We start from the raw sequence: 21,665 nt of genomic DNA on the forward strand, positions 1-21,665 counted from the left end.
ACGATGTGTTCCATTTCTCAAGCTTTTTTGTATCGATAATCTAATTCAGCTAGGAATAGAAAATAGACTATACACACCCGGCTATCTTAACTGAATGTCATGCAAGTGCGCAAACATGCCACCTTGTGCAATTAATTCATCGTGACTCCCTTCCTCTTGGATACCATCTTTTGTGACGACTAATATTCGATCTGCATGTTTAATCGTCGCAAGTCGGTGAGCAATAATTAATGTCGTACGATCTTTTGCTAAATCCATTAAGGCTTGTTGAATAATTGCTTCTGTTTCCGTATCCAGTGCGGATGTCGCCTCATCCAAAATTAAAATCGGAGGATCCTTTAAAAACATTCGTGCAATGGCAATTCGTTGTTTTTGACCCCCTGATAACTTCAATCCGCGTTCTCCCACCTGTGTGTCATATCCATTTGGTAAGTTTGCGATGAACGCTTCCATATGCGCTAATTTTGCCGCATGTTCTATTTCTTCATCTGTTGCATCCAGCTTTCCGTATGCAATATTTTCCTTTAATGTACCAGTAAATAAAAACACATCTTGTTGTACAATCCCGATATGTTTCCGTAAACTGCGCATTGTCATACTTCGAATATCCATCCCATCAATCGTAATCGCACCTTCGTCCACATCATAAAAACGAGGAATAAGGGAACAAATCGTTGTTTTCCCTGCACCAGATGGACCAACAAATGCAACCGTCTCTCCACTTTTCACCTGAAAACTTAAATCATTCAGTACAGGTGCTTGCGTCTTTTCGTACGTGAAAGTGACATCATGAAAAGCAATATTTCCTTGTAAATCATGGACGACCTTGGCATCTTTTTCATCTTGGATATCAGGCGCTTCATCTAGTAAATCTGTAAAACGTTTAAACCCAGCCATTCCTTTTGGATATAATTCTAATAAGGCACTAATTTTCTCAATTGGTTTAACTAATACATTGACGTATAAAACGAAAGCAACAAGCTCTCCATATGTAAGCTGTCCTGTATAACTAAGCCAAGCGCCAAAAACGAGCACGACTAATGTCATAAAACGCATTAATAAGTATATATTCGAGGTCACGATTGCCATTACTTTATAGGCACCTAATTTGGACTTTCGGAATAACTCGTTATTTTCCTGAAAACGCTCCATTTCATATGGCTCATTTGTAAATGATTGTACGACACGTGAACCTGAAACTGCATCATCAATCCGAGCATTTACTCCTGCAATATCTTCATACATATTTCGCCATGCTTTACTCATTTTTATATTGCTATACGTCATAAAGAAAATAAGTAGAGGAACGATAAATAAAATAACAAGTGCTAACTGCACGTTAATTGTTAACATAATCCAAAATGCACCGATAAACGTCATACATGCGATAAATAAATCCTCTGGACCGTGGTGCGCAAGCTCGCCGATTTCAAATAAATCATTCGTAATCCGACTCATAATATGTCCGGTTTTCGTATTATCAAAAAAGCGAAAGGATTGTTTTTGTACATGGTGAAATAAATCTTCTCGCATATCTGTTTCAATATTTAAACCGAGTTTATGTCCCCAATAGGTGACAACATATTGTAAGACAGAACTTATACCATAAATAAGGAGTAGGCCAATGCCTACTTTCCAAATAAGATCCCAATCATTTCCTGGTAATAAATCATCGATAAACCATTGTACAGCTACCGGAAATGCTAATTCTAAAATAGCAACGAAGACCGCACTTGTAAAATCGATGATAAATAACCGTTTATGTGGCTTATAATAAGCAAAAAATCGACGTAGCATCGTTTTGTATACTCCTTTCCATTCTTACTTGCAATTATAGAGTGTTCTAAATAGAAGTGCAAAAATAGAAGCGACAAGTAATTTGTGACAAATTATTTAAACTACGTATGGTTACGTTTATATTTTGTATAATAGGAAATATATACATTGAATAAAAATTGTAGGAGGTAATAGGAATGAACCCGATTAAACGTATTACAGATGAACAGCCAATTAAAAAATTGAAAGATGAAGTGGACACAATGTTTCAGCGTTTTTTTGAAGACCCATTTTTCTCTAGTAAGTTGTTAGACCCTAAAGATGGTTTCATACCAGCTTGCAATATTATTGAGAAAAAAGACCGTTATACAATCGAAGTTGCAATTCCTGGAGTTGACCCTCACCATATTGACATTGAACTGGATGGACAAATTTTAAAAATAAAAGGGGAAAAAAGCGAAAAATTTGAAGATACAGATGTGGATGATAATGAAATCACTTTTCATTCAATAGAACATCATTACGGCTCTTTTTTCCGTTCTTTTACATTACCTGAAAACGTTGATGTAGAAGCAATACACGCAGATAACAAAGATGGAGTATTATTCATCCATTTACCAAAAAACAAAGAGGCAAAAGCACGTCGTATTCAAATTAATACAGAAGAATAAAACAAGATTAGGATTTAAAAAGAAGAAAGCAAAAGGGGATACATCCACCTTTTGCTTTCTTCTTATTTCGTACGATCAACATATTCTGGATCCCACGTACTTAAACCGCCACGAACATTTGCTAAATTTGTAAAACCACGATTTTTTAATCTTTTAGATGCTTCATTCCCTAAAGCACCTGTTCGGCAAATTAAAACAGTCTTTTTATCTTTATCCAATGTTTTCGCTGCTTTACGAATTTCTTTTAATGGAATATTTTTAAACCCGTACACGTGAAACTCCTGATATTTCGCTGCAGGACGTACATCAATCAGTTGAACATTTTCATCTTTTAATAATGGTCGCAACTCATTTACCGTAATTTGTTCCACCCCACGTGCAGGTAATATTTTCTTAAAAACAAATCCGACAAATAATAATGTAATGACAATCGTTACAACATCAAACCACATACAGAGTCACTCCTTTATCGTCGTTTTCTTTAATCTACACTCATTTCTGTTTCAATGAACAATGTAAGTACTTCTGCCCCTTCATTATCTACAGGAATAAATAAATGTGGCTTTGTCCCTGTGAAATAAGCTGTATCTCCTTGTTCCATTATATATTCATCACCATCGTACGCTAGTTTGATCGTTCCTTTTAAAATGTATATAAATTCATCATCCGAATGTGTGTACATTTCTTCCCGTAAATTCGCATCTTTCGGGGTGACATGGACAATGGTCGGTTCTACTCCCGTATACGGCGAACGATTGGCTAATAATTCGAATGAATATCCCATATGTTCATCGCCGACCTTTGATTGACGGTCTCCTTTTTTTAATAAAACGAGATTCTTTTCATCATCGTCTTCTAAAAGCCATGTTAATGGTACATCAAGTACATTAGAAATCTTCGACAATGTCGCTATAGCTGATGATGTTTGTCCATTTTCAATTTTTGATAATAAGCTTTTGGATATATTGCATTCATCCGCAATTTGTTGTTGCGTTTTTTTCTGTCGCAAACGTAATTGTTTAATTCTTTTACCAATATGATCAATACTTATCGAAGTTCGCTCCCTTCAAAGACCTACCTATTATTTTAACATACATTATATAAAAACTTAAAAAAGAGGGAGGTATGATGGTAGAACTCTGTCATGGAGTTTATGCTTACACCGAAAGATTTTTGCCTATTGTAACAATTTGCCCACCACAAAAAAACTAGAGCGATCACTGTCGCTCTAGTCTGTTATTCCGCCTTACTCCGAAAACGATCATATTGATTTTTGATGAAGAAATAAATCATTTCACGTTTACGTTGTGGATATGCTTCATTTGGTTCTGGCGCAACATCCTGTTCATATTTTTCGTAACGTTCTTTTTGTTTTTCTTCACTTAGTTTGGATGTAAATGTTCGGCTTGGTAACTTTTTATTTAAAGTACTTTGGATAAACTTTGTCGCCTCTTGCAATCGAGCACTATCGATGCCTGTCTGAATGCCTAATCCTTGCAATAGGTAAAGCACATCATTCGTTGCGACATTACCTGTAGCACCTGGTGCATATGGACAACCACCTAATCCACCTAAAGATGTATCAAACCGAGTAATACCATATTGCATTGCTGTTACGATGTTGGCAATGGCCATCCCATGTGTATCGTGGAAATGCATAATAATACTACGATTTGGAAAACGATCAATGACCGCTTCGAGTAAATCTTCCACCTGGGAAGGGACTGCTGTACCAATCGTGTCACCGAGCGATAAATCATCGACACCTAATTCAAATAATCGTTCACAAACACGTAATACATCATCGACATTCATTTTTCCTTCAAATGGACAATCAAACACCGTCGATACATAACCTGTAACACGTTTTTCTTCTTGTTTGGCACCTTCAATGACATTTTTCAAAATGGGATACGTCTCTTCAATCGACTTATTAATATTCGACTTATTATGCGATTCACTTGCCGACATGAAAACAGACGCCATATCAATGCCTGCTTCGAGTGCATTTTCTAATCCTTTTTCATTCGGTACAAGTGCAGAGTACGTCACATTAGGGTTTCGTTTAATTCCTTTTCCAACTTCCACTGCATCACTTAAAGCCGGAATCCATTTCGGATGAACAAATGAGGAATATTCAATTTCCTTTATACCTGATTCAGATAGCATGTTAATCCATGCAATTTTGTCTTCTGTCGGTACCCATATTTTCTCATTTTGCAAACCATCACGAGGTCCTACTTCTTTTATTTGAACATTTTTTGGCCAACGCATACATTTCCCCTCCTTCAAAATAACCGAAAATTAAACCTTCGTTTAATTTCATTCAACTTTGTTGAATCTATTATACCGATAAATCAAGTAATCGTCAAATTGTCTGAATTGTTTACCAATACTCTTTTCCTTCCTTATCTGTACCCTAATACTCCTTCTCTTATGCACGAAAAATTGCCATGCTTATGATAAGGTATGTAGTGTTAGATTTAGATGTGCATAAAAAAATCTTGCCACGAAATAATTCGTAGCAAGATTTTTTACTTTTTATGCATTTTTTCTTTTACGTCCAAGATACATTGCTACACCTGATAACAATAACAATGCACCGATGAATCCGATTGTAAAAATAGTGGACGCTGTGTTTGGCAAATTACCACCAAATGCTGGCGAACCTTTTTCATCATCGTCCTCATCCTTGGTCGTTGAATTTAGAGGACCTTCATCTTCATCCTTATCCCCTTCTTCATCTTTAGGCTTTGTTGGATCTTCTTTATCTTCTTTATCTTCTGGCTTTGTTGGATCTTCTTTATTTTCCTTATCTTCTGGCTTTGTTGGATCTTCTTTATCTGAATCTTCTGGTGTCTCTTCCGGAATAAATGTATTGGTTATCTCAAATCCATTTTTCGTTTCCGTGATCGATGATTTATATCCTTCTATATCATGCTCTTGAACTGTATATTTGTATGCAACACCTTCTGAATCAAATGTATCAAGTTCTGTGAAGTTATATTTCCAATCATCTTTAGCTGTGATGTCAATTGTCTCTATTATTTCATCATTTTGAAGTAGGTCCACTGTAATAGTGTCTGGACGAACGGATTCATCATCCTCTTTCCATACTTTGTTTATATCTACAGATGTTTCTGCTGTACGAACATTTGTAATATCGAAACCTTCGATGCTGGCTTCGTATCCTTCAACAGCAACTTCATCAATCGTATATGTGATTTCTTCCCCATTTTCGTCGTATTTGTCCACACCTTCAAAACTAAAGTTCCATTTTGGCCCTTTCACTTCTACCGTATCAACCTCTTCATTATTTGCAAAAAGTGTAACGATAATAGAGTTTGGACGATCTTCACTATCATTGTCTTTCCACGTTTTCGTACCAACTATGTCTACCAGTTCAATGACCCCTGCATCCCACGTTGGATCGATCCCTTCTGATGCCTTTACTGTTTGGTCTTCATACGCTTTCGTTAACTGTTCATTCTTTTCATTTAACGTAATATCCGTCGTCCAACCATTTTCATTTGCATCAGAATCATTGATTGTATTGTCACCAGAATTTTGCTTCGTAAACTTGTATTTTTTCGCTTGGTCTTCTGTTAACGTGAATTTCACCTTGTATTTTCCTGCTGGTAATTCATCAAAGATATAGCGACCATTTTCATCTGTTTTTGTTTCACCGATTTTTTCGCCATCTTCATCGAACAGCTCAACTGTTACACCTTCTAGTGGCTCTTCATTATCATCTTGAATGCCATCTTTATTTCGGTCAATCCAAGTATAATCACCGATTGCATATGTTTTTTGTGTATTTGTAATGTTGAAGCCACTTACTTCTGAATGGTATTCAGTCACACTGTCTTCTTCGATTTCATATTTGTATGCTTTTCCGTCTGCATCAAATGCTGGTAGTTGATCAATTGTCAGTGACCAATCGTTTTCTGCTGTTACTTCATATGTGTCAACCGATTCCTTGTCTCCACCTTCAACCGAACGGAATAGCTCTACTTCAATACTTTCTGGACGATACTTATCATTCTTTTCATCCCATGCTTTATGGATGGTAATGGACTTTTCATCAACACGTGTATTCGTTATGTCGAAGCCATCTACTACAGATTCATAACCGGCTACGTCATGCTCTGTAATAGTATAATCAATTTCTTCTCCAACATTATCATACTTCTCTAAGTCTGTAATCGTTAATGACCAGTCATTCTCCGCTGTTACTTCATGTTCACTTACAACGACACCATTCGCAAGTAAGTTAACTGTAATCGAATCTGGACGATTAGATTTCTCTTCACCGTCATCTTTCCAAGATTTTGTAACGGTCACTTCCGTTTTACCTGTACGTGTATTTGTTACCGTAAATCCTTCTTCTGCATCACCAGTAATGGCAGCGTTATAACCATCCATTGCCACTTCATCCACAGTATAATCGATTGGTTGACCGTCTTTATCAAATGCTTCTAAATTGGTAAAAGTATGTGCCCAATTATTTTCTGCCGTTAATTCAACCGCATCAACTTCTTTCCCATTAGCTAGAAGTGTAATCGTTGCACTCTCTTCTTCAGACCCTTGCCACACTTTTTCAACCGATACTTCTGTTTTACCTGTACGTGTGTTCGTAATGGTAAATCCTTTTTCTGCATCACCAGTAACTTCGGATTGGTAATTTTCCATTGCAACTTCTTCTACTGTGTAATCAATCGCAACGCCTTTGTCATCATACTTCGGTAAATTCGCAAATACATGTGTCCAATCTTTTGCTGCTGTTAACGTCGCTGTCTCTTCTACCTCGCCATTTGCAAGTAATTGAACGTCTACCCTTTCTGCCGCTTCACCTTTCCATGCTTTCGTTACGGCTACTTCTGTTTCACCGACAAGTGTGTTCGTTATGTCGTTGCCATTAGTCGTAGATTCATAGTTATCTACTGGCACTTCTTGTACGGTGTATTCATAAGCAATACCATTTTCGTCATATGCTGGTAAACGATCAAATACATATGTCCAATCGCTACGCTCAGTTACTTCTTGCTCTGCAACGACTTCACCATTTCGCAACAATTCAATTGTTATAGATGCTGGACGGGTTTCTTCCGCATTGTCCCCATCTATCCATGTTTTTGTACCAGACAATTCTGTACTACCAACACGAATATTATCTATATTGATGATACCTGGTGTTGTCGACCAATACGTTTCTTGATAACCAAATACCGAGTCTTCCACTATCGAATAGTTATATTCAACACCTTGTTCATCATACTTCTCTAAGTCTGCAAAGCGATATAACCATTTACCCTCATCATTTGGTGTTACTTCTTGTGAATCAATGCGCTCGCCATTTTGTACTAAATGTACGGTAATCGACTCTGGACGACGCTCTACATCCTGATCATCTTTCCAGAATTTCTCACCTTGCACTTCTGTTTTTCCTACACGTGTGTTCGTAATATCGAAACCATCTACTTTGGATTCATATCCTTCCACTGGTTGTTCTTTCACGACATAATTGTATGGCTTACCAGCATTATCAAACATTGGAAGCGTATCTGTTGTAAGTGTCCAATCATCTGTAGCTGTTAATGTGTACGTATCGACTAATTCTTCGTCGCCACCCTCTACAGATCTGAATAATTCAACCGTTACTTCCTCAGGACGATCGCCATCTTTGTTATCATCGTCATACCACGTTTTCGTAATTGTAAAATCACGTTCTTCTGCACGTGTATTCGTTACTTTTAAGCCTGAATCATCGTATGATGGTGTATACCCTGGAACTTCTTGTTCTGTTATCGTGTATTCATACGGCTCGCCATTATCGTCTTCTGCATGTAAACCATCTACCGTTAACGTCCATCCGTCTACTTCTTTTATTGTGTACGTGTCTACATAATCACCATTACGGAATAAGTTGACACTTATTTCATCTGGACGCATTTCTGTATTTGCTTCATCTTGCCATTCTTTTTCTAATGTTACAGATGTCCATTTACGTTCGTTTTCAATTTCTAATTGAATCGCATCACGTTGTGTATCTGTTAACTCCACTTCATATTTCGTATCATCTGGCACAAATCCATGTAAAGATTTCGTTTCTTGTACATAATATTGTCCAGGCTCTTGTTCCTCAAAGGAAATTTCTCCAGCCTCGTTGGTCGTTTGTGTATCGACCGCTATACCGTCGGCTGTAAATAACGTAAATTCGACACCTTCTAAACGGTTGCCTTCTTCATCACGTTTAACTATTTCAATACCACCGTTTACTTTGTAGTTTTCAATTTCTAGTTTGTAATCGAGCGGTTCACTTTCACCAACAACAAACTCCTCATCAATGGTAATCGTTTGCTCATCAAAACCTACATAACCATCAGGTGTATTCACTTCACGCAGGATATACTCTCCGAATAATAAGCGACCAAAATCTGCATATCCTTCCGCATCTGTCGTGACAGTTTTCAAGACGCTATCATTCGATGTATCAATTAATTCAAATTGAATCCCTTCTATTGGCTTCTCCACTTGGCCATATGTTGTATCTATTTTATGGACGAGTAGATAACCTGCTGTTCCTTCCGCGCCACCACCTGAAGTTTGTCTAATAGCTAAACTGTATCCGTCTGACGCGTCTTCCTCTTCTTCAGAAATATTATCCCCTGAAATTTTATAATCGTTGCGTACATTTTCTCCTTCTTTCGCGAAGAATAATGTTGAATATTCAACGATGTATGGACGTTCAATCGTTTCATTCCAATCAATCGTAAACTCTGTCTCATCTACGGTTAATTCATACGTTGACGGATCAGCTAATTCCGTTTTAGATACCGTACCATTTGTGTTTAATTTCGCATGATACACTTTAATCGATTCTTCAATATACGCTTGATTATCAGAAATCGTATCTACTAATTTAAGATTTACTATTTTTTCTTGTGCTAAGTTTACATCAATCGACCAGTTTACACGACGACCATCTTGACTTCCACGTTTGTTTCCATACTTACGATCTCCGTAAACAGACGCTTTTGCTTCAAGATCAGATAGTTCTTCATCGCCATCTTTCACTTGTGCTTTGTTTGTATATTCCTTCGCAAGGTCATCTAAACCAGCAACAGATGTTTTATATGTCACTTTATATGCTTTATTTGTTTTACCGATTTCGATATGAATCTCATTTCCATCAGTTGTTACGTTTGCATTTGCATCTCCAACAACTTCTGTTGTACCATTTGCATTTACTTTCAATTCCTGTACTTTAATCGATTCTTCAATTAATTGTTGATTCCCTTGTGGTGTATCTACAATATGAAAATCGTCATACGCATTTTCACGGTAGTTTGCGATAATTTCCCATGTGATTTCTTTTGTATCTGGGTTATAGTTCGCATTTTTCCATGAACTATCAACTGTTTCTTTGTTTACCGGTTGTTTTGCGTCCACTTCACGTGATATACGGTCAGATGATCCTTCTGGAATCCAGCTAATATCTGCCGTATTGTTCGCATGATAATCTTCTGGTAACTTATTTGGGTCATACGTCGTTTTGTATGTCACAATAATTTCTTTATCCGTATCGCCAATATTTGATAGTTTGAATGGATTGCCACTTTCTAATGTGAAATCAGTCATTGGTTCCCCACCAATTGTGATAGAAATGGAATCCTCTATTAACGTCAATCCGTCACCCAATGTATCCGTAATGATAACATCATTCATTTGACGATGATCCATGTTTACACGAATCTTCCACTCCATTTCTTTTTTGGCGTAATCAATATTGACTGCTTCTTTCTTTCCAACATGTTGACCGATATCATAGCCTTTGCCATCTTCATTCCCGTCAAACGATGCAAGGTTTTCCATACGGAACCCTTCTAATTCTCGGTCTATTACTTTTGTTTGATAGACTACACGATATGGCTTATCTGTTGTAATACCTGATACTTCAAACCCATCATCTACTTTCGAAAAGCTTCCAATATCACTTGGATCCATTGGCTCCCCAACTGGTTGTCCATTTCCATTTTCATCAATCTCAACTTCTTGGAATGTTAGTGATCCGTCGACTAACTCAATTTTTCCTTCCGGTTTCCAATTGTCTGCTAACGTAACACCTTCCAATGATTTTTGGTCATAGTTGAACTCTAATTCCCATTCGATAATCCCTGTTTTTGGATCATAATCTTTCAACACACCTTTTTTCAAAGGTTCCCCACGGTTAATCGTTACGGTCGCATTTGCACTTGTATCGTCTAAGTCAGCGTCTTTAAACGTAACGTTATTTTGAAAGTTTGTCACTTCCATATCTGTCACTTTCGTTGTATATGTCAGTGTATACACTTCATCAATATCCCCTAATGGAATGGATAATTTACCATCAGTGACTGAAGGTGTAACAGAAACTTCTGTTTTCTCTCCTACAGGTGTTCCATTTAATGTTGCTGCTTGTTTCACTGCTGTGAGTGATCCTTCGACATATTCCGTTCCTTCTGGTAATACATCTTCTAACGTAACATCTTTTAAAGAGTTCGCATTTTTATTGATCGTTACTGTCCATTCGATCTCATCTGCGTTATAAGACTTGTTCGGTTTTCCTTGCTTTTCAACGGTTTTATTAATCGGTGAGCGATCAATCGGGATTACTTGCTCCCCTTCATCTTCAATAGAGCCAATAACAATATTGCCATCTTCTTCTTGTACGACATTTTGATCTAATTCCGCACGAATTTGAAGCCACCCAGTAACTTGACTATTGGTTTCAACAAACTCTGTAAACGTTAATGTCACTTCACCTGTTTGGGTAATTTCATACGTCGCCACTAAATTTCCTAAACTATCTTTTAATTCCCCATTATCGCCATCTCGTAATGCAAGTTCTTCTGGTAATGTGAAAGTTATCGTGTCACCATTTTGATAACTATGTCCATTCAAAAGTTCCCAATCGACCTTGACAAAAAACTCATCATCTGGCTTTAATGGATTGTCTTCACTATATGGATTCCCTTGTAAATCCTTCACTTCTGAAATCTTGAAGTTGAAGTATTCACTGTCCATTTCGGCTGCAGGACGAACACTTTGTTTCGTTGATGTTGCCTTTTTCTTTTGTGAAGCATCTTTCTCAGGCTTTTTTGCTTTTTCTTCCGATTCTTTATCGTCCTCTGATGTTGCATCGTCGTTCTCTGATGTTGCATCATCTTTTTCTGATGTTGCATCTTTTTCGGTAGAAGCATCTTTTTCAGATTGGTCTACTTCTTTTACTTTTTCTAAACCTTTTAATGCTTCTTCCATTTCTTTTACCGCTTTATCCACTTCCTCTTGTGTAGATCCTTCTACTTCAAGGAGTTTCTCAGCTTCTTTCACTTCGTCTTCCAAAGCTTTATATGATGCTTCCGTAAATTCCTCCGCATCTAACTCTTTAAAATCTTCTAAAATACGTTCCAGTTCCGTTAAATCTGGTAGTGTTTCCACTTCATTCGAAGCAGATTGTTCATTAGTTTGCTCTTCATTGTTAGGTTCTGCAAAAATGGTATGAACAGATGTAATCGGTGTTAAAATTGTCTGAAATACTAGTAATATTGCAAGAACGAGCAAATTAAATCGTTTTCCCATGTACTTTCCTCCCTTTTTTTAAAAAAATAAATTGTATTCTAATTCCAACTTTTACAACAAATACAAACTTAATCACTACGTAATCGTATCATTTATTTCAAAACATATTTTGAACAAAACGCAAAAAACAGCTCTCGTAACATAGGTCTAAAGAGCTGTTTTGTTTATTTCTTTTTATTTCTCAATATTTAATTTTAATTTTTTTATAACATTTACTTTATACCATTCTTGTATTTCTGAACTTGGAGGAGCATCTAATTCTCGTCGTAAATGTTGAATGAGCAAGCGATATTTAGCTGCAATGGCATCGATATCGCCAATATGGTTATATAGCTTCATTAATTCAAAATAAATTTGTTCATCTTCTGTATATTCTTCGACTAGCTTCTCTAATAATTGAATAGCCTCCTCAAATTCATTACGTTCTGTATAATATTGAACGACATCTTCAATTAGTGATTTCCATAATTTTGTTAATATATGGCGTTTTGGTTCTAGCCAAACATAATCGTGTTTCATAAAATACTTGTTTTCAAACGATAATATCATCTGTTCATATTCTGCAATATTTGTTGGTGAAATTGGAGGAAGATGACTCGATTTTTGTTCCCAATCTAGTACGTTCACTTCTACATTGTTTAATTCTAATACATATCCGTCAAGACGATTTTTTAAAACGAAATGTTCTTCAAATTGTTTTAAAGCTTTACGTACGTTATAAACATTCGTATAAAGTAGCGACGCACTACTTTCTAAATTTTTATCTTCCCATAATAATTCCATTAATGTTTCTTTTTCTACATAATTTCCATGATTTTGTAGTAAATAGATAAATAACTCTTGTGCCTTTGCTGTACGCCATACAATTGGGCTAAACTTATTGTCTTCTATTTCAAAAGATAAATATTCACCAATTTGTATACGAAGTACTTCTTCCTTATGACTCTCCTTATCTCCATAAGCCATTACATTTTTCTGATAACGACTTATTGTCTTTTCAAGTCGATCTTCTTTTAAAGGTTTAATAATATAATCTAATGCGGCTAATTCAAATGCTTCCACCGCAAAAACATCATATGCTGTCAGAAATACAATATACATATTAGGGTTTATTTCTAATAACCGTTCAGCAACTTCTAACCCATTTATTTCAGGCATTTGAATGTCTAAAAATGCAATATGTGGTGCTTTCTTTTCAGCAGCCTCTAAACAAGCAATCGGATCTGTAAAGCTACCTATTACTTCTACTTCACTATGTCCACTTAATACCTTTTTCGCATAATCTAATGCTAATGGTTCATCATCCACAATCATTGCCTTAATCAAAAGTTTTCCCCCTTTAATACAAACCGAATCTTTGGAATAATATGGTTCATTATACCATGAAAATAACTTTGAAAATCCATTTTTATTAAAATTTGTAAAAATAAGTTTTATATTTTCAGAAAAAGTTCATCGAAAATAGAATCATTTTGCCTATAAAAAAAACTACCATAAGCTAATGTGAGCTTATGGTAGTTTCTTGATCATGCTTGTTTTCCTCTCCTTGCGATAAAGAATATTGATAGTCCCGCTAATAAAATACCTAATCCAATTGCGAGAAGATTAAACACTTGTGTTGCTGTGTTAGGTAACTTGTCACCAGGTTTTTCAGGTGTTTCTGGATCTACCGTTGGTTGCGAAGTAGAAGTACCCGGTTTAGCTGGATCCTCTCCAGGAACAATCTCTTCATCTTTTTCTTTATCTGTTGTCTTTGTTGGTGTGTCGGTATCTTTATCTTTTACTGGTTCATCATTAGAAGGTGCCGTAATGTCTAATTTGACGATACAATCATCTGTAATTTCGACTGTACCTACCTCATTTCCATCTACGTCCGTTACAACGTATTTTCCATTCGGTAACTTATCTCGGTCTACCTTCGCTTTACCATTTTCATCTGTTTTTATAGTTACTTTGATTTTTCCGTCTTCAGATGTAAAGGTATATTCTTTCTCTTTAGATGGTTTACCATCTTTTGTAATCGTAATATCAACATCTTCACAAATATCTGCTGCTTCTTTTGGAACTGTGATCACGACTGCATCTTTACATTCTTCTTCATACACTACTTCGATTTCTTCTGTTACAGTGCGACCATCTTCTGTCGTTACTTTTACTGTATATGTGCCTTCTTCTACTTTTTCACGATCTAAGACTAGCTTATCTGTGTCTGATTTTGCTACTTCATTACCATCTTTGTCTGTAACAACAATTGAGGTAATTTCTTTTCCTGCTTCGTCTTCACCACGAATTTCGAATTCCTCACATAGTTCTGGTGCTGGAACTGTAATCACGATTGCGTCTTTACACTCTTCTTCGTATACTACTTCGATTTCTTCTGAAATAGAGCGACCATCTTCTGTCGTTACTTCTACTGTATATGTGCCTTCTTCTACTTTTTCGCGATCTAAGACTAGCTTATCTGTATCAGATTTCGCTACTTCATTACCGTCTTTGTCTGTGACAACGATTGAAGTAATTTCTTTTCCTGCTTCGTCTTCACCACGAATTTCGAATTCCTCACATAGTTCTGGTGCTGGAACTGTAATCACGACTGCATCTTTACACTCTTCTTCAAACACTACTTCAATTTCTTCTGAAATAGAGCGACCGTCTTCTGTCGTTACTTCGACTGTGTACGTACCTTCTTCTACTTTTTCACGATCTAAAGTAATTGAATCTGTGTCAGATTTCGCTACTTCATTACCGTCTTTGTCTGTGACTACGATAGAAGTAATTTCTTTTCCTGCTTCGTCTTCAGCACGAATTTCGAATGCTTCACATAGTTCTGGTGCTGGGACTGTTAGAACGACTGCGTCTTTACACTCTTCTTCATACACTACTTCAATTTCTTCTGTTACAGTGCGGCCATCTTCTGTCGTTACTTCGACTGTGTATGTGCCTTCTTCTACTTTTTCACGATCTAAAGTAATTGAATCTGTGTCAGATTTTGCTACTTCATTACCATCTTTGTCTGTGACAACAATTGAAGTAATCTCTTTTCCTGCTTCATCTTCACCACGGATTTCAAATTCTTCACATAACTCTGGTGCTGGTACAGTTAGAACGACTGCGTCTTTACACTCTTCTTCATACACTACTTCAATTTCTTCTGAAATAGAGCGGCCATCTTCTGTCGTTACTTCGACTGTATATGTGCCTTCTTCTACTTTTTCACGTTCTAAAATAATTGAATCTGTTTCTGACTCTGCAATTACTTCTCCGTCTGCATCTTTCACTACGATTGAAGTAATTTCTTTTCCTGCTTCGTCTTCAGCACGGATTTCAAATTCTTCACATAGTTCTGGTGCTGGTACAGTTAGAACGACTGCGTCTTTACACTCTTCTTCATACACTACTTCAATTTCTTCTGAAATAGAGCGACCGTCTTCTGTCGTTACTTCGACTGTGTACGTGCCTTCTTCTACTTTTTCGCGATCTAAAATAATTGAATCTGTGTCAGATTTCGCTACTTCATTACCATCTTTGTCTGTGACAACGATTGAAGTAATCTCTTTTCCTGCTTCATCTTCAGCACGGATTTCAAATTCTTCACATAGTTCTAGTGCTGGTACAGTTAATACGACTGCGTCTTTACACTCTTCTTCAAACACTACTTCAATTTCTTCTAAAATAGAGCGACCGTCTTCTGTCGTTACTTCGACTGTGTACGTGCCTTCTTCTACTTTTTCGCGATCTAAAATAATTGAATCTGTGTCAGATTTCGCTACTTCATTACCATCTTTGTCTGTGATAACAATTGAAGTTATTTCTTTTCCAGCTTCATCTTCAGCGCGGATTTCAAATTCTTCACATAGTTCTGGTGCTGGTACAGTTAGAACGACTGCGTCTTTACACTCTTCTTCAAACACTACTTCAATTTCTTCTGAAATAGAGCGACCGTCTTCTGTCGTTACTTCGACTGTGTACGTACCTTCTTCTACTTTTTCACGGTCTAAAATAATTGAATCTGTTTCTGACTCTGCAATTACTTCTCCGTCTGCATCTTTCACTACGATAGAAGTAATTTCTTTTCCTGCTTCGTCTTCACCACGAATTTCAAATTCTTCACATAGTTCTGGTGCTGGTACAGTGATCACGACTGCGTCTTTACACTCTTCTTCATACACTACTTCAATTTCTTCTGAAATAGAGCGACCGTCTTCTGTCGTTACTTCGACTGTGTACGTACCTTCTTCTACTTTTTCACGATCTAAAATAATTGAATCTGTTTCTGACTCTGCAATTACTTCTCCGTCTGCATCTTTCACTACGATAGAAGTAATTTCTTTTCCTGCTTCATCTTCAGCACGAATTTCGAATGCTTCACATAGTTCTGGTGCTGGTACAGTTAGAACGACTGCGTCTTTACACTCTTCTTCAAACACTACTTCAATTTCTTCTGAAATAGAGCGACCGTCTTCTGTCGTTACTTCTACTGTGTATGTGCCTTCTTCTACTTTTTCACGATCTAAAGTAATTGAATCTGTGTCAGATTTCGCTACTTCATTACCATCTTTGTCTGTGACAACGATTGAAGTAATTTCTTTTCCTGCTTCGTCTTCACCACGGATTTCAAATTCCTCACATAGTTCTGGTGCCGGTACTGTTAGAACGACTGCGTCTTTACACTCTTCTTCAAACACTACTTCAATTTCTTCTGAAATAGAGCGACCGTCTTCTGTCGTTACTTCTACTGTGTATGTGCCTTCTTCTACTTTTTCACGATCTAAAGTAATTGAATCTGTGTCAGATTTCGCTACTTCATTACCATCTTTGTCTGTGACAACGATTGAAGTAATTTCTTTTCCTGCTTCGTCTTCACCACGGATTTCAAATTCCTCACATAGTTCTGGTGCCGGTACTGTTAGAACGACTGCGTCTTTACACTCTTCTTCATATACTACTTCAATTTCTTCTGAAATAGAGCGGCCATCTTCTGTCGTTACTTCTACTGTGTACGTACCTTCTTCCACTTTTTCACGTTCTAGAATAATAGAATCTGTTTCTGACTCTGCAATTACTTCTCCGTCTGCATCTTTCACTACGATAGAAGTAATTTCTTTTCCTGCTTCATCTTCAGCACGGATTTCGAATTCTTCACATAGCTCTGGTTCTTTGGATTCTCTTTCATTTACAACTTCTACTGTTTGAATTGTATCTGGATTTTCCGCATCATATGGTTGATTAATTTCTATTTCAATTGGTTCCTCTAATTGGATAAATCCTTCTACGGTTTCCACTTCGACTAAATCATATTTTCCATAACGTAAACGTTTAAAGTCAATAATCCCGTCTTCATCAGAAGTACCAACACGTAATTCTTGACCAGTTTTATCTAATAATTTAAATGTAACCCCTTCTAACGGCTCACCATCATCAGATACCTTTTCTACTTTTAAATATCCAACTTTACCTGATCCAGTTCCTCCGCCAGATTGGACTATTTCTACCTTACTACTATCTTCATACCCGTTCTCTTCTGTTACATTTGAAGCTGTCACTTTTACACTATTCTCTACTTCTTCTTGGTGTCCTGCAAAGTAAATCGTAGAATATTCTACAATGTACGTACGATCAATTTGCTCATTAAATGAAATAGTTAACGTTTGTGTATCTTCTCCAGCAGTATCAATATCAACTTCATACTTATCTTTTGATAATTCATCCGCCTTTTCAGTCGTTCCTGGATTAGTAGCATACACTTTTACACTATTTTCAATGAATTCTTGGTCGTTATTTAATGTATCTGTTAATGTTACATCTTGTAATGTTGCTTGCGTCGCATTCACCGTAACAGACCAATCAATTAAACTACCATTTTGAGCCCCTGTTTTATTTACATAATTACCACCATGTGTAATATCTACAGTCGCTGGTAATTCCGTAACCTCACTATCATCACTCGTTACATATGCAGTGTTTTTATACTGCTTTGCAATATCGGATAACCCTTCTAATGATGTTTTATATTCAATTTTATACGTTTTAGATGTTGGACCTAAATCAACGGTAAATCCATCTTCTGTAATTTCTGGAGTGATATCTTCTCGTTTTTTCTCTGGTCCAATCGCTCCCCATGCTTCTATTTCGACTTCAGATACAGTAATGGAATCGTTTATTAATTTTTGATTTCCTTCTAATACATCTCTAACGAATAAACTTTCATATTCATTTTGTTGATAGTTCGTAATGATCGTCCACGTTATTTCTTTTGTTTCTGGATCGTACGAACCTGATTTTGACCCATCATTTTGTGTTTCAGGATTTGGCCCAAAATCACTTGGTTTTTCATCCGGTTTATCTCCAGGGTTTTCCTCCCAATCGATATATGCTATATTTGAAAACTTCTTCTCGTCTAATCCATCTAATGCACGGTAATCATATGACACTGTATACACTACCTGAAATGCATAATCGATTTCTCCTGGAATATTTACCGTAATTGTTTTAGTTGATTCATCATATGCAATTTCTGCATTTGCAACAACTTCACCGTTATTATCCAGATTGATTACTTTAATACCCTCTACTCCACCGATAAGTTCCATCCCTTGTTGAATCGTATCGGTAATCTTCGTATTCGTCATTTTTTGCTTATCTGTATTGTATCCAACAGTCCACGTAATCGTTTGGTTGCTATAGTCAACATTATAACCTTTATATCCTACACTAGGTTGCACTTCTTTTTCTGCTGGCTCTTCTTCCCCGTTCCAACCTACTGTATTACTCACTTTTACATTCTCGCCAACAACACGTTCAGCTAATTTCGTTTTATACTTTAACTGATACGGACCTTCTAATGCTGGAATGCTTGCCTTAAAACCAGTATTAGAGGATTCAACAATTGAAACGTCCGCCGTATCTTCTGTTGGTTGTGGGTTTCCGTGCTCATCTAAAGTCACTTTCGTTAATGTCAAAGAATCTTCGACTAACGTCATGTCTACATCCCATGAGTCCACTAACTCTTGTGCATCTATTTCTTTATTATCGAAGTTCAGATTAACTGTCCATTCAATCGTACGCTTTACAGGATCATAATGACCAGCCTTTTTTTCTAACGGCTTTCCACGTTTAATATCAACGGATGCTGATGCATCGATTTCATCTGTTTGATTACTTTCAAAATAAGCGTTGTTTACATAATTTCCAGCATCTTCATCCTTAATTTCCGCAATAAATTCAATCGTTTTCTTTCCTGTAAATTCCCCAACATTGATTGATAACTCTTGACCATTTACAGTCGGATCTTCTGCTTCTTCCCCATCAATCGTTAATGTTCCAGTTTTATACGACAATCCTTCCGGTAATACATCTCGGATGACACCATCTGTATGTTTCGTTTGTTGTGTATTCACTTCAATGGTCCATTTAATTTCATCCGGACTAAATGGTGGAATTGGTACACCTTGTTTTGAAATCGTTGCTTCTTGGTTTTCTGTTTTTACTGGCACTTTAATTTCTTGCCCATCTTCCATCGGCCCAATAACAATTTCGCCATCTTCAATTACGACTTCCGATTCGTCTAATTTAGAAAGTACAAAAAACGTTCCACTTACTTCTGATAACTCTGTAACTAATGAAGTAAATGTTAATGTAATCGTCCCATCCGTTCCGACTACATATTCTGCCATTTTTGTACCTTCAAATTCAATTTCTCCCGTTATCTCTTGTTCAACTTTTAATTGTGGTGGTAAATTGAATGATACTGAATCTCCTGCTTCATACCCGTGGTCATTATCAAATCTCCACTCATATTCTACAAAAAATTGACTTTCACTTGATATTTCTAATGGGTTTTCTTCATTTACTTCTTGCTGATTGTAGTCTAATAGTTTACTTAATGAGAAATGAAACCCATTTTTTTCTGAAGCCGTTGTAATGCTATCATCATTTGCAAACGTAGATACTTTAGGTTCTTCCACAGTATCTCTTTCTTTTACTTCTTCCTCTTCGTTTGCTTGATTTTCATATGAAAAACTTTTTTGTCCTGATGAAACTTCTTTCTCTATATCTTCTTCAACAGAGTTATTTTCATCAGCTTTTGATTCCTCTGTCACTTCTTCCATTTCTAAGTTTTCAATTGCTTTTTCTAAATTCTCCGCAATTTCTTCAACCTCTTGCTCTGTTGCTTCGTCAGCTTCGAAAATCTTCTCTGCTTCCTCCACAACTTTTAATAATGAAGCGACAGAAACTTCTGTAAACTCTTCTAATTCTAATGCTTCATAGTCTTCCAACAAGGTTTCCAATTCAGTTTTATCTACCTCATCTATGACTATTTCGTTCTCATTATTTACTTCTTCTTCGTTTTCATTACTTGTAGCACCAATAACTGATATGCCTGAAATTGGAGCCAAGATTGTTTGTCCAACGATTAAAAGAATGAGAACAAATAAATTTAGCTTTTTAAACATTACTAACCCTCCCATTATTTTTATTAAAGAGCTACAAAACATCACAGAAAAATAATTCTCTTGTAGCTTTTTCCACTATTAACAGTGATATGATAAACTTTCATCATATACACTCTTAATAATTTAACAAACAGCTACTAAACAAATTATAAAATTGGATATTTTATCCAAAAAAGTAAATAGTTCTAAAATACTGTTTTGTGAGGATTCACAATTTTATCGAAAATTTGTTACAATTATGAAAATATATCAAAAAATGAGGTGATATAAATGCTCCAATTACAAATAAATGAAAAAATCTCCCTTCAAACTCTTTCTGCAAGAGATGCGGGAGATTTATATAACATTACAAATAGTTCTAGAGAATATTTAAAGGAATGGTTACCATGGTTAGATCACATTCAGTCGGAGGAAGATTCGCTAACTTTTATACGAAATTCACTTGAAGCATATATTGATTTTAAAGAAATTGTTGCAGGTATTTTTTATGAAGGAAGTCTAGTCGGAGTAATCGGATTTAACCGAATTGACCAGATCAATAAAATCGCATCCATTGGATATTGGCTTGCTGAATCGATGCAAGGCAAAGGAATCGTAACACAATCTGTTTCTGCCTTTATCCAATATGGGTTTAAACATTTAGCATTTAATCGAATCGAAATTAGAGTAGCGACGGAAAATAAGCGAAGCCGGGCAATTCCCGAAAGATTAGGTTTTACAAAAGAAGGTATTATTCGTGAGGCAGAAAAACTTTACGGTACTTATGTTGACCATGTTTTATACAGTATGTTAGCGAGAGAATGGGACGAGAAAAAATGAATATCCACAAACTTATACACATATGCACAAAAATGCGTATATGTAGTTCACTTTTTCCATTTTTATACTATATAATGTGGTGAAAACGAATGTTCGTATCACTTATCCACCGTTTGTGAATAATTCGAATAAATTGTGGATAACTTTTCCTCATACGATAATTGCTTTAAACACGCTTTACAAATACAACCCTCTTCAATAGAGATTGATTGTAAAGCCTTTTTTACTTTTTCAGACAATGTTATATGCATACACCAACATGTGGATAATTCCGCTTCACATTTATTTTGTTTTGCACATAGTGGACAAATTTCTTGCATCGTTT

Annotated in this window: 10 protein-coding genes; 2 read left to right on the forward strand and 8 right to left on the reverse strand. The window is 36.3% G+C overall.

Translation table 11 applies throughout. From position 1 onward, the window contains the following. Window positions 1-81: 81 nt before the first annotated feature. Window positions 82-1,797 (reverse strand): ABC transporter ATP-binding protein, encoded by a 1,716-nt coding sequence (locus WKT09_RS04055; RefSeq protein WP_340414824.1) that lies wholly within the window; start codon window positions 1,795-1,797, stop codon window positions 82-84. A gap of 176 nt (window positions 1,798-1,973) precedes the next feature. Between WKT09_RS04055 and WKT09_RS04060 the strand changes: the two genes are divergently transcribed. Beyond that, window positions 1,974-2,447, forward strand: coding sequence for an Hsp20/alpha crystallin family protein (locus tag WKT09_RS04060; RefSeq protein ID WP_340414825.1), 474 nt, complete (start codon window positions 1,974-1,976; stop codon window positions 2,445-2,447). A 62-nt stretch (window positions 2,448-2,509) separates the two neighbouring features. Here the strand turns inward: WKT09_RS04060 and WKT09_RS04065 are convergent, their stop codons facing one another. The 6 genes from WKT09_RS04065 to WKT09_RS04090 form a co-directional block, all read right to left on the reverse strand. Then, window positions 2,510-2,899 carry a rhodanese-like domain-containing protein gene (locus tag WKT09_RS04065; RefSeq protein ID WP_340414826.1) on the reverse strand — a complete coding sequence of 130 codons (390 nt, stop codon included), beginning with the start codon at window positions 2,897-2,899 and terminating at the stop codon, window positions 2,510-2,512. A 29-nt stretch (window positions 2,900-2,928) separates the two neighbouring features. Beyond that, window positions 2,929-3,498, reverse strand: coding sequence for a helix-turn-helix domain-containing protein (locus WKT09_RS04070; RefSeq protein WP_340414891.1), 570 nt, complete (start codon window positions 3,496-3,498; stop codon window positions 2,929-2,931). A 185-nt stretch (window positions 3,499-3,683) separates the two neighbouring features. After that, window positions 3,684-4,721: a hydroxymethylglutaryl-CoA lyase gene (locus tag WKT09_RS04075; protein WP_445323975.1), complete on the reverse strand. Its 1,038-nt coding sequence runs from the start codon at window positions 4,719-4,721 to the stop codon at window positions 3,684-3,686. Between the two features lie 267 nt (window positions 4,722-4,988). Further along, entirely contained in the window at window positions 4,989-12,068 is a 7,080-nt protein-coding gene (locus tag WKT09_RS04080; RefSeq protein WP_340414827.1) for a Cna B-type domain-containing protein, read from the reverse strand. Window positions 12,069-12,242: 174 nt separating this feature from the next. Continuing rightward, window positions 12,243-13,394, reverse strand: a complete 1,152-nt coding sequence (locus WKT09_RS04085) for a response regulator (RefSeq protein ID WP_340414828.1) — start codon at window positions 13,392-13,394, stop codon at window positions 12,243-12,245. A gap of 200 nt (window positions 13,395-13,594) precedes the next feature. Then, window positions 13,595-20,521: a collagen binding domain-containing protein gene (locus WKT09_RS04090; protein WP_340414829.1), complete on the reverse strand. Its 6,927-nt coding sequence runs from the start codon at window positions 20,519-20,521 to the stop codon at window positions 13,595-13,597. A gap of 270 nt (window positions 20,522-20,791) precedes the next feature. On the opposite strand from WKT09_RS04090, the gene WKT09_RS04095 reads away from it, so the two are divergent. Next, complete coding sequence (locus WKT09_RS04095; protein ID WP_340414830.1) at window positions 20,792-21,340, forward strand: GNAT family N-acetyltransferase; 549 nt, start codon at window positions 20,792-20,794, stop codon at window positions 21,338-21,340. Between the two features lie 98 nt (window positions 21,341-21,438). Here the strand turns inward: WKT09_RS04095 and WKT09_RS04100 are convergent, their stop codons facing one another. After that, complete coding sequence (locus tag WKT09_RS04100; protein WP_340414831.1) at window positions 21,439-21,660, reverse strand: cysteine-rich CWC family protein; 222 nt, start codon at window positions 21,658-21,660, stop codon at window positions 21,439-21,441. Window positions 21,661-21,665: the final 5 nt, after the last annotated feature.

The sequence above is a fragment of the Pseudogracilibacillus sp. ICA-222130 genome (assembly GCF_037892545.1).
Classification (GTDB): domain Bacteria; phylum Bacillota; class Bacilli; order Bacillales; family Amphibacillaceae; genus Pseudogracilibacillus.

Coding starts and splice junctions, on each gene's coding strand:
- WKT09_RS04095 (WP_340414830.1), top strand. CDS start 20,792: ATGCTCCAATTACAAATAAATGAAAAAATCTCCCTTCAAACTCTTTCT.
- WKT09_RS04060 (WP_340414825.1), top strand. CDS start 1,974: ATGAACCCGATTAAACGTATTACAGATGAACAGCCAATTAAAAAATTG.
- WKT09_RS04090 (WP_340414829.1), bottom strand. CDS start 20,521: ATGTTTAAAAAGCTAAATTTATTTGTTCTCATTCTTTTAATCGTTGGA.
- WKT09_RS04075 (WP_445323975.1), bottom strand. CDS start 4,721: ATGCGTTGGCCAAAAAATGTTCAAATAAAAGAAGTAGGACCTCGTGAT.
- WKT09_RS04065 (WP_340414826.1), bottom strand. CDS start 2,899: ATGTGGTTTGATGTTGTAACGATTGTCATTACATTATTATTTGTCGGA.
- WKT09_RS04100 (WP_340414831.1), bottom strand. CDS start 21,660: ATGCAAGAAATTTGTCCACTATGTGCAAAACAAAATAAATGTGAAGCG.
- WKT09_RS04055 (WP_340414824.1), bottom strand. CDS start 1,797: ATGCTACGTCGATTTTTTGCTTATTATAAGCCACATAAACGGTTATTT.
- WKT09_RS04080 (WP_340414827.1), bottom strand. CDS start 12,068: ATGGGAAAACGATTTAATTTGCTCGTTCTTGCAATATTACTAGTATTT.